The sequence below is a fragment of the Flavobacterium sp. LC2016-13 genome (assembly GCF_009707955.1).
Lineage (GTDB): Bacteria > Bacteroidota > Bacteroidia > Flavobacteriales > Flavobacteriaceae > Flavobacterium.
In genome coordinates, this window is the sequence record NZ_WMDQ01000006.1 from 248,343 (window position 1) to 260,021 (window position 11,679).

At 35.2% G+C, this 11,679-nt stretch carries 5 protein-coding genes; all 5 read right to left on the reverse strand.

Going from position 1 to position 11,679, the window contains the following annotated elements; translation table 11 throughout:
- Positions 1 to 159: 159 nt before the first annotated feature.
- Complete coding sequence (locus GKZ86_RS14515; RefSeq protein ID WP_154783800.1) at positions 160 to 2,592, reverse strand: glycoside hydrolase family 2 TIM barrel-domain containing protein; 2,433 nt, start codon at positions 2,590 to 2,592, stop codon at positions 160 to 162.
- A gap of 170 nt (positions 2,593 to 2,762) precedes the next feature.
- The gene (locus tag GKZ86_RS14520) at positions 2,763 to 6,293 is read right to left on the reverse strand and encodes a malectin domain-containing carbohydrate-binding protein (protein ID WP_154783801.1); all 3,531 of its coding nucleotides are present in this window, start codon (positions 6,291 to 6,293) and stop codon (positions 2,763 to 2,765) included.
- 288 nt (positions 6,294 to 6,581) lie between these two features.
- Positions 6,582 to 9,314 carry a glycoside hydrolase family 20 zincin-like fold domain-containing protein gene (locus GKZ86_RS14525; protein WP_154783802.1) on the reverse strand — a complete coding sequence of 911 codons (2,733 nt, stop codon included), beginning with the start codon at positions 9,312 to 9,314 and terminating at the stop codon, positions 6,582 to 6,584.
- A gap of 86 nt (positions 9,315 to 9,400) precedes the next feature.
- A complete protein-coding gene (locus GKZ86_RS14530) occupies positions 9,401 to 10,297 on the reverse strand; it encodes a sugar phosphate isomerase/epimerase (protein WP_154783803.1) in 897 nt (298 codons plus the stop codon).
- 98 nt (positions 10,298 to 10,395) lie between these two features.
- Positions 10,396 to 11,544 carry an exo-alpha-sialidase gene (locus GKZ86_RS14535; RefSeq protein ID WP_154783804.1) on the reverse strand — a complete coding sequence of 383 codons (1,149 nt, stop codon included), beginning with the start codon at positions 11,542 to 11,544 and terminating at the stop codon, positions 10,396 to 10,398.
- Between the last annotated feature and the right edge of the window lie 135 nt (positions 11,545 to 11,679).

The window sequence follows — 11,679 nt, forward strand, 5'->3', positions numbered from 1 at the left end:
CAAAATGACGGATATAAAAAAACTCCATTATGGATGTAAGAACAAAAAAACAAACGATATAAGTTATATAAGTACAATTAAGAAAAAACTTAAATCAACTTATATAACTTATATGGTTCAAAAAAACTTTGCGTCTTCGCGACTTTGCGAGCAATATATTTACTCTACTTTAATTTCAAGAGATGAAATTGGAATTCCGTTTCCAGTCGAAGCCTTCAATTGAATATTCTCCTTCTTCCCGTTCGATTGGATAATCGCAATACATTTTCCATTAAATAATTTACAGGAATTCGCTTTAAAAGAATCTAAATTGGCTTGATAACCATTATCAACGCCAACTAATTTTCCGCCGCCCGAAACTTCAAAATTGATTAAATCATTTGCGTTTGGAAGTAAATTCCCTTCTTTGTCTACAAGAGAAACGGCTACATAAACCAAATCATAAGTGTCATTTTTGATTGTGGTTTTGTCTGCTTTCAAATCTATTTTTGAAGCTTCTCCGGCAGTATGAATTGCTGCCTCTAAAACCACTTTCCCATCTTTTCTTGAAATCGCTTTTATGGTTCCCGGTTCAAATTTTACACGCCATGAAATATGCAAATCATCATTTTGTTTGGATTTTTTTCCTAAAGATTTTCCATTTAAAAACAATTCAACTTCATCGGCATTATTATAATACGCCCACACATCAACTTCCTGATCTTTTGCCCAATTCCAATGCGGAAAAATATGCAAAACAGGTTTTGTCGACCATTCGCTTTGATACATATAATAAACATCTTTTGGAAATCCCGCTAAATCGATGATTCCGAAATAAGAACTTCTTGCCGGATACGGATACGGATCTGGCTCGCCGATATAATCAAAACCAGTCCAGATAAAAGTTCCTGCCATAAAATCCTGTTTCTTTATCGTTTTCCAATTCTCTTCGTGCGTTGCGCCCCAATACGATTTTACCTGATCGTAAGCAGAAACCGTCCAATCTGCATTTCCATCAAACGGAGCGCCATGTTTTGTTGGCCACGCTTTAATTCCATTTGGAAAATCATAATGTCCGCGCGTTTCCAATGCCGAAACACTTTCTGAAGCAATTATTTTTTGTCCTTTAAAACGAGTTGGAAAATCTTTATAATCTTCGTGTTTATAATTGAATCCCAAAAGATCTAAAGCGCCTGATTGATAAATGAAATTTTTCTCCGGAATATTTTCTGTCAAAGCAGAAGTTACGGGACGTGTTGTATCTAACGATTTTACAATTTGAGCCAGTTCTTTTGTAATTGAAGTTCCTGTACTATCAAATTGTTCCCTGATTTCGTTACCAATACTCCACATTATTACCGATGGATGATTGCGGTCTCTTTTAATAAAGTCTTCTAAATCCTGTTTGTGCCACGCATCCCAGTCTTTGTGGTAATCGTTGGTTACTTTTTTCTTTTTCCAGACATCAAAAGCTTCATCCTGAACAATAAATCCCATTTCGTCGCACAATTGCATCATTTCTAACGAATGTGGATTATGAGACATTCTAATAGCATTTACGCCCATTTCTTTCAATAAAACTAATTTTCTTTTTACGGCATGAATATTTTCTACCGCACCCAAAGCACCATTATCATGATGCAGGCAAACGCCTACAATTTTGGTTGGTTTTCCGTTTAATGAAAAGCCTTTTTCAGCATCAAAATTAAAATATCGAACTCCAAGCGGCGTTTCGTAATTGTCTGCTAATTTTGATTTGTCATATATTTTGGTAACGATTTTATATAAATACGGATTTTCCGGACTCCATAATTCCGGTCGATTTAAAGTTAAATTCTGAATCTTTTTTCCTGATGTTTTTCCCGAAATTTTTTCTGTTGAAGTAAAACTCCCAACTTCAACATTAGCCGCATTCAAAATAGAACTCACCAATTTAAACTCTTTTGAAACATCATTATCATTATCAATTGTAATTTCTAAATGTATTTTTGAGTTTGTTGCCGCAGCATCCGGAGTTGTTACATAAGTTCCCCATTTTGCGACATGAAGTTTATTACTCGCAACCAAACGCACATTTCTGTAAATTCCGGAACCGGTATACCATCTTGAATTGGGCTGTGCATCATTATCAACTTTTACGGCAATAATATTTTCCTGATTTCCAAATTTCAAATATTGAGACAACTCATAAGAAAATGAAATATAACCATTCGGACGAATTCCTAAAGAATGTCCGTTGATAAAGACTTCACTGTTTTTAAAAACACCATCAAATTCTATCGAAACGGTTTTGTTTTTCCAATCTTTAGGAACTGTAAACACTTTACGATACCAACCTTTTCCTGCCGGCAAAAAACCTTGTGCCTGTTTTGTTTTACTGTCTTTATCAAAAGTTCCTTCAATACTCCAATCATGCGGCAATTGAAGCGTTCTCCAATCAGATGCATTAAAATAAGATTGAATTGCTGTTGGATAATCTCCAATTTTGAAGTTCCAGTTTTTATTGAAATCTTCAATGATTCTTGCTTGTTTCCCTTGTGAAAAACCAATTATTGAGAACAACAATATTATTGCAATTATTGTTTTTTGTAAAATGTTTTTATGTTTAATCATAAATATGTTTTTATTCTAATTTAATTATTCATCATAACGTTTCCGTAGAGACGCACAGCAGTGCGTCTAACACATGATATGGACAATTGGAACGTAGACGCACTGCTGTGCGCCTCTACAATAAAACCTTTGTATCTTTGAACCTCTGCTACTTTGAACCTCAAAAAAACCTATTGAAATTCAAAATTATCCAAAACCAATCCTTTCAAATCTTCGCCTTCCAGCGTAATTTTATACGTTCCTGCATTAATATAACCGCCTGAAGTTGTATTTAAAATTTTCCATTTTTCTGACGAAGGAATAAAATCGATTGTATCATTTCGCATTAAAATTCCGTAGGCATCTTCCATTTTGAATTTTACTTTTAATGGTGTTTCGTTTCTGTTCATGAATCTGAAACGCATTAAATAAATTCCGGCAACTCCGGGTTTTACTTCAAACTGAATGCTGTTTTCTGTCTTTTTTGTGAATTCAATATAATCTGCTTTTTTAAAATTTCCTTTTACGATATCTGTTCCTGTTGTTTTTGCATTTTCTGCTTCAAAAACAACAACCGGACGAGAATCATCTTTTTCGCCCATATCATAAACTGGTACAACAATAATAGTATTTATAATTTCTGAGTTATCAAAAAGTACTTTTTCTTCTTTTTTAACCTTTTTAGAAAAAATAGTAAACGTGATATTATTACTGTTTTTTGCAATTGTTTCTGTTTTTTTATAATCCGATAACCAGACAAATTGTGTTTTTATTTTATTGTCGATTAAAACATAAACATCTGAATCTTCTTTGGCTGTAAAAGAACCTTTTACTTTAGAAAGATTTGAAAACTGCAAATAATCTGCTCCAAAAACTTCTGAAGGCAATTGCGTAAAAACAATATCTGAATCTGAATATTGTTTTGAATTAATGTCCAGCCATGAAGCTATTCTATTTATACTTTTATCGTAAGAATCTAAAACAAGATTCTGAATGTTTTTTGGAGATTCGTCTGCTGGCCTGGCATGATAATTTTTAGTGGCAATTGCAATTGCTGAGATAATTGCTTGTCCCGCTTTTACATTTGGAAATGAAATTACCAGTTTTCCGTTTTTGCTTTTTACCTTAAATGTTTTCTTTAATGCTTTATCGTGCCCGGCTTCTGACCAAATATCAAAATCTTTCAGAACCACATTTTCGTTAATGGCAACATCAAACAAACGCCAGCCTTTGCAATCTAATCCGCCGCCAACTCCGTACCAAGGTTCTGTAAAATACAATTCGACTAAATATTCGCCATCCGGAACTGGAAATTCATAACTTAATTTATCTACTCCATATCTGAAATTTTGAAATAATTCGGGATCTTTTGTTCCACTTATTGGATCAAAAGTGCTTCTTTGACTCGCATAAAAATCGGGAAGTTTTTCAAATTTATCTGTCCACGATAAAGAACCCCAAGTATTTTGTCCGTTTTTGTGCGTGTCTGTAAACCAAGTGTTTCCTGCAGAATCTGTTAGTTCTGAACCTCCGCAATTAACTCTGTAAATATAATTGTATCCTTTTTTTGCTTTTGTAATATCAGCCTGATTGGTATATAATGCATTTAAATTTGGAGCTTTCGGAAGCGTGTTCAACACAACATAATCTTTGGCAACGGCTTTACCATTTACATAACCAACTGCATATAAAACATTGTACTGAATATTGACATTATTAAACTGAAAATGCTGTCCTAATCCCGGGTTTTTAATTTTTCCTAAAGAACTTTTATCAACATCATTAAATAATTCTATTTCATCGCAATTGGAGTAAATATCAATGCCGTTTTTTATTCCTGCCGAATCCCAACGATTTGGCCACGAATGCGAAACGATATAAACCATTGGGTTTATTTTGTTCGAAACATAATTGGCGCGATACATATAATACGCGTCCAGAGGTTCGCCCCAAACGGTAAAAAGTCCTTTATAATTTATTGGGCCAACTTTGTCAATATCACGAAATCCTTCACCATTTTGAGAACGTCCCGGGTTTTCGTGTGAAGCAAAAAGCCAATTGAATTGTCCCGCAATTTTATCTTTTACAGATTCGGCTTCACGAACTTTAATTTCCATTAATTGCGAAAATCTGTTTTCGCTGTGAATTCCCTGTTGATCAAATTCGCCTTCGGTATGTAAATCTGCCGTTCGCCATGCGCCATATTCTCCGTTCAGGAGTTGCGTGCTCATTTCGAGATGGTATTTTAACGGATCTCCGCCATACGTTCCGGACCAGTTTTGCACCACATTCCAATCTGTTCCTTCTCCGCCATTGCAAGTTGTTACCAAACGCTGCGACTCAGATAACGGATCCATTTCACGAATAATTTTGGTGCATTCTTCTGCAAATTCTTTCGGAATTGTGCTTTCGTTTTGCAATCCCCACATGACAACCGACGGGCTATTTCTGCGTTCTTTAATCCATTCGCGTAATAAGGTTTTAAAATTCTCTTTGAATTCTGGTGTATCGTACCAAATATGTGCCGAAAACTGACTCCAGAACAAGATTCCGTTTTCGTCTAATTCTTTTTGATATAATAAATTATGAGGTTGATGTGCTTCTCGAAAAGCATTAAATCCAGCGGCTTTTATTTGTTCGATTCTTGCATGAATTTGTTCGTCTGAAAAAGAATGGCTTTTGCCGATTAAATGTTCGTATTCGCAAATTCCGTTTACAAACAAAGGTTCATCATTGATATAAAAACGATTGTCTTTTCCTTGCCTGTTAATTGGCCAGCTTACCCAACGAATTCCGTACGGCGTTGTTAATTGGTCAATAATTTTTCCGTTTTCATAAATGGAAGTTACCAAATCATATAAATACGGATTGGAAGGTGACCATAATTTTGGTTTTAAAATTTCCGGAAGTGTCTGTGTTATTTCTTTTCTTTCTCCTGAAATGCTTTTGATATCGTTTTTTTTGATAGCAACTTTATTTCCTGCTGCATCAAAAAGTATATTTTCAATTGTTAGATTTCGTTCTGAAGTACCATAATTTTTGATTTCTGTTGTGGTATGAAGAATCGCTTTTTCTTTAGAAATAGATTTGTCATTCCAGATATGAACGCCAAAAGGTTCTATACGAACCTCATCTGTAATGACTAAAGAAACCGGTCTGAAAATTCCCATTGGCTGAGAGCCTTCAGAAAATCCCCATTCTCCGGAACAGCCACCGCAAACCCACGGAAGATCTGCAATAAATGATGGATGTTCTGCTTTGACCATGATTGCATTTTCAGCATCAAAGGAAACGGCATTTGTAATATCGATTGTAAAAGTGGTTCTGCCGCCTTTGTGTTCGCCTACTTTTTTTCCGTTTACCCAAACTGTTGCATACGAACCAACTCCTTCAAAATACAAAAAAAGGCGTTTGCCTTTGTTCGTTTTTTCAATTTTAAATGTTTTATGATACCAGGCAGTTCCATGCAAATTGCCGTGTTTCATTCTTCGGTATCCGTAATATTGATCCCAATTGTGAGGCACATTTGTTTTTTGCCAGGAATTTGTTTTTGGATCTTTTACAAAATTTTCGTCTTGTTGCAAAGGCGCACTTAAGATGGTAGTTTCCCAAAATGAATTCAGCGAAATCTCTTTACGGAATTTCGCTGTCTTATTGCTTTTCTGACTCTCTACTGAACTGAAAACAAATAAAAAACAAATAAAAAAAACTATCTTCTTCATATTTTTTAAACCATATAAGTTATATAAGGTCATTTTAAGTCTAATCGTTGTGTTTCCTGCAAGGTTTTGAAAACCTTGTAGGTTTAATTTTTACGCCTTCTTAATATTTACTTTGAATACCTACAAGGTTTTGAAAACCTTGCAGGAAATCTCTAAGAATACCTGTTAGGTGTAAGTTAATTACGAGTTTGCGTGAGGGATTGAGGCGGTATCCTTTTATGAAGCTTTAGCGGAATAAAAGATATAGCCGAAAGCCCGACCCGGAGGGACACGCCCAAATTATACTTATTAATAAAACAACCAGTCGATCGCCCCTTTTTCTCCTGCATCGATATAACCAACATCGCGTGGCGTTATGGTTTGGTTTGCATCTATAAATCCTAAAATTAAAACTCTTCCTTTGCCTAAATCTAATTTATTTTCGCCTGGTTGAAATGTATACGTATGAATGTTTACTCTTGGTAATTCTTTCAAATTCATGGCGCTTGCCAAAATAACTTCGGCCTGACCGTTGGCATTTCCTGCTGCATCTGTTTCTAAACTTGGCGGAAATAAAAATCGCTTTTGATCTGAATTAAAATATCCTACAACCAATTTTACGGCTTTGGTATTTTTAAATTTCAAATGAGTTCCGTTTTCATTTTGCGATGTTTCGTCGAATGCAATTCCTTTTAGGTTTTGCAATTCGGGCGCAATTTTTATAAGTTCAGAAATTGGCGTTCCGTAAACTTTTATTCCGTTTTTAACTTCGTAAATTCCTTTATTTTCACTCAACAAAGTTACTTCTGCGGTTTGCCACGATTTTCCAATTTTAGTTTCTATTTTACCATTTTTTGATGATTTTAGTAGCTCTAAATTTCGTTTAAAGTTAACCAATTCACGTTCATAATGTGGCAATAATTCTATCCATGTTTTGTTATTTCCGTCGTCGCCACCAATCGGAATTCGGCGTTGCGCGGTTTGCATACTATTGGCATACAAATAATTATCTTTAGTTAGATTTACTAATAGTTCATAATATTCAATGCTTTTTTCTAAATGCGGAAGCGCTTTATCAAGATCTGAAATATCATTTGAATAACTGTATCTTAAAACCAACAATGCGGTTTTTACTTTCTCTGAAAAGAAATCAGCGAAAGCTTTATAACAATGCATATCATTTTTAAGGCGTAAAAATTCTTCTTTATTCTGCGTTACTTTTGGCTCTGCTTTATCGATCGCTTCAACAGCTAATCTTCCGTGTTCCGTAATTTCTGAAATAATTTGAGTTGGAAGTTCTCCGGAATGCGGTTCGTGATTCCACTCTTTTTTAGCATATTCTAAAAGCAATTCGCCTGCTGGTCCGCACGATTCATGAAATCCCGGATAAACGCGCCATTTCGCCGGATTTACCAATTGGCTTTCGAACATTCCTAATAATAATGTCTGGCGATTTCCTTCGGTAATTCCAAAACGTCTTAATGTTTTTGGAGCAATTTCTCCGGTTTCTTCGTATGCTTTTAGGATATTATTTGCGGCTTCCTGATCTGTTCCGTATTTCGTGGCTAAATCTGTATCCCAAAATTTAATCTCTTCATTTCTGTCTCTTTTACTATCCCACGCATATCTTGCCCAGGCTTTGTACCAAATCCAGTCGCGATCCATTTCGAGTACTCTTTCGCCCGTTTTTGTTTTATCTGCAGCGTAAGGCCAATCCCAATAAGACGCCTGTGGATACAAGTGTAATGCATTTGCTCCGTGAGCGCTGTGCATTGCTTTGACCGTTTTCTGGATAAAATCTGGCGAACCGTATCTGAAAGGTTCGAGATTTGCCAGAATATGAACGTTTTCAATATGAATTGATTTTAAAGCACTTAACTGTCTGTGTGTTTCTCCCCAAGGTCCGCCAGGCGTATACGTTGTTAATGATTCTCCTGTGTATTTACTTTCTGTGTATAGGTTTTTATATAGTGGAAGCGATTTTTCCATAACCAAAGGACCATCAGTATCATGCGAACGCAAAATAATTGGCGGTTCATCTGTTCTTCCCAATGCTTTTAAACCATCCTGAACTCCGGGAATAATGGTTTTGGTAAACCATTCTACGTCATCATCAACTGTATTTATGGCTTCGCCAAGGCAAACTAATAATCCAACATTTGGGTATTTTTCGATAAATGCTGCAATAGATTTTCTGGTATAATCAGCAATTAATGGCGTAATTGGGCGTGAACGATCTTGTGTTTTTATGTTGTAATGCTCTGCAAAAGGTTTGGAAACGATGATATTATAAAACATCTGAATAACCCAGATTCCTCTTTTGTTGGCTTCTTCGGTTAGAAATTTATAGATTTCTTCATTCTTTTTAAAATCTTCTTCGCTTACTTCCATCGCAAACGGATAATCTTTCAGTTTTACTAAAGATGCAAACGGATGTCCGTTCCATAAATACAAGGAATTCATTCTGTTATCGACCATCATATCCAAATACTTGGTCCATAATTTTTTATCGTAAAACCACGGAAAAGTTTCCGGCGTATACGGATATTCGTAAACGTCTCTTCCGGGAAGATAGGTTGTTTTTTGCATTCCGATACAAGTACCTCGCAAAACCATTTCAGGACTGTCTTCGATATTTATTTCTAACGGAATTTCGCCTGAACTTTTAATACGATCAACCAATTCCATCGCACCATATAAAGCTCCCGAAGCATCGGTTCCTTCTATATAAATGAAGTTTTTTTGAGTACGAATTTGAAAGCCTTCTTTTTTGTTTAATTGGCTATCGTCTATTTTAGCGCTTTTTGAATTTTGTTTCCAAAAATCGGTTCCTTTTTCTCCAATGACAATTACTTTATCTTTTGAACTTTTAGTTATTTTATCAGAAGAAGTGATTTTGAATCCTTTTCCTGATAATGTTTCAGACAATTTCTCTACTCCAAACTGAGCACGAGGCGATTTTATATCACTAACAATTGTGACATTTTGCGCTGTCGCGAAAGAGATGTAGAAACCTAAAAAAAGTAGACTGAAATATTTCATTGTATTGTAATTTTTATTCTTTGCAAATGCGAATCGAGACCTAACTGTCCCGAAGTCTCGTGACTGTTAGGCCTTTAGCGCAGATACTAATTCTGAAAAATGCGCTTTAAGTAAGCTACATTTGCGCCGTAATTCGCTTTTACATTGTGAACTTGTGTAACATCTCTGGAACGTTCGACAATTAACCAGCCACTCCATTTCATTTCGTCAAGTGTTTGTTTAATTTTTGGCATGTCGATCGTGGTGTCATTTTCTAACCAGACTTTATCTGTGTTTGAAGCATGAATTTGTCCTAAATGTTTTTTGCCTAATATTTTTAGTTCCGAAACAATGTCTCTTCCGTTATCTACGGCATTTGCAAAATTGAACGAACTTTTAATGTATTTAGAATCAATTTCTTCTAATAATTTCTTTTCTTCTGTAGCGTTTAATGATGTTTCTATTGCAATAACGCCACCAATTTTACCAACTTGTTTTCCTGCCCATTTTAGTCTTTCGACAATTATTGGGCGTAATTCAGGATTTTTTACCAAATCACTTTCTGTACCTAACGGAAGATAAGCCACTTTTACTTTCATGTCTTTCATTGCTTTAACACAATCTTCAATCATTGGTACAATAGTTTCTCTTTTCGCGAAAGATTGCGCATAGAATCCAGACATGGCAATAGAACTGATTCCCACATGCAATTCTTTAGACTTATCAAGAAATTTTTGCCTTTCAATCGGGTCACCTAATTTGCTATCAAAAGTTGGCCTGTTTCCTAAACCACCCATGTCCAGTTCTATTCCGTCGGCTTTGATTTCGTTTGCCAAACCAAAAGCGCCTAATTTTTGTCTTTTTAAAATCATCCAATCGCAAACGGCAACTTTGTATTGTTGTTTATTTTTTGATGTTTGAGCCGTTGCGCAACTATTGAATCCTCCCGCAAAAACAACCATAAAAAATATAGCCGTTAATTTTATAAAAATTTTATTGCTCATTGTTGTGTGTGTGTGTTTTAGCCACGAATTGCACAAATTTTCACGAATTACTATTAAAAAAATTCGTGAAATTCGTGAAATTCGTGGCAAACTTTTATTTATTCTTCTTCAGCTTTTACAGCCGTTACGGTTTTGTTTTCGTCTCCAGGCCAGATTCCGTTTTTAATTGGAATTGCTTTTAATTTACTTGGATCTATTTTTACATATTTGATTTTTTCTCTTCTCCAGGTATAAACGATATGCACCATTCCGTCAGAACTCTGAATCATCGACGGATAAGAATATTGACTGATTTTTGAATCTTCTAAAATTAAAGCTGCATCCCAGTGAATTCCATCTTTAGAAACAGAAACATTCAAAGGTGTTCTTGGTCCTTTCGCTTCTGTTCCCGGAGGCAATACGTGATTGTAGACCAATAAATGTTTTCCGTTTTTAAGTGTTACGGCATCTGTTCCTGAATTGTTATTTGGTAAGCCAATCAATTCTAAATCTGACCATGTTTTTCCGTTATCACTTGAAAATGTAGTTGCTAAAGCTCTGTTTCTAGTTCTCGCGATTGCCTGAATTCTTCCATCTTTATGAAATAAAATACTAGGCTGAATGGCATTTATTTTTTGTTTTCCTCTTGATAAAGTATCGCCTAAAATCCATGTTTTTCCAAAATCCGGAGATGTTTCCATTCTTAATCTCCAACCGTCGCCTTCAATACTTGACGGGCACATTAAAGTTCCGTTGCTTAATAAAACAGGTTTGTTTTTAATTGGTCCCAGAAAATCTTTACTCGGCATATTTTTAGCTTCAGACCATGTTTTTCCGTTATCAGATGAAGTACGGATTACGCCCCACCATTCTGATGGTTTTGGTCCGATTTTATAAAAAAGCATTAAATCACCACCCGGAATTTGATATAAAACAGGATTCCATGTTGGTAATCTTGGACCTTCTTTCATAACTCCATCGGCAACCTGAACGCCTGTTGTCCATTTGTCGCTTCCTTTTGGTTTGATGCTTACATAAATGCAAACATCAGGATGTCTTTCGTGTGTTCCTCCAAACCAGGAAGCCACTAAATCTCCGTTTGTGGCTTCTACAATTGTAGCGGCGTGACAAGACGGATAAGGTGCTTTGTCATATATAAATTCATCGACTAAAATTCCTTCTTTCCAGGTTTTTTTTGATAATGTGGGTTTACAACTTCCTAAAAAAAGAAGTCCTAAAAAGATGAAAGTTATTTTTACAATCTTCATTCTTAATTTTATTTTGAATTAAAATTTTTGATTTTAAATGCATTCCTAATAATTTTTCGCACAAAATTATTTGTTAAGTGTAAAAATGACACTAAAAAAATAAATATCTATCCTGTACTATCCCGAATTATTTAA

Bases quoted from the DNA above. Each gene is read 5' to 3' on its own strand.
- GKZ86_RS14525 (WP_154783802.1), bottom strand. From the start codon at position 9,314: ATGAAATATTTCAGTCTACTTTTTTTAGGTTTCTACATCTCTTTCGCG.
- GKZ86_RS14520 (WP_154783801.1), bottom strand. From the start codon at position 6,293: ATGAAGAAGATAGTTTTTTTTATTTGTTTTTTATTTGTTTTCAGTTCA.
- GKZ86_RS14535 (WP_154783804.1), bottom strand. From the start codon at position 11,544: ATGAAGATTGTAAAAATAACTTTCATCTTTTTAGGACTTCTTTTTTTA.
- GKZ86_RS14515 (WP_154783800.1), bottom strand. From the start codon at position 2,592: ATGATTAAACATAAAAACATTTTACAAAAAACAATAATTGCAATAATA.
- GKZ86_RS14530 (WP_154783803.1), bottom strand. From the start codon at position 10,297: ATGAGCAATAAAATTTTTATAAAATTAACGGCTATATTTTTTATGGTT.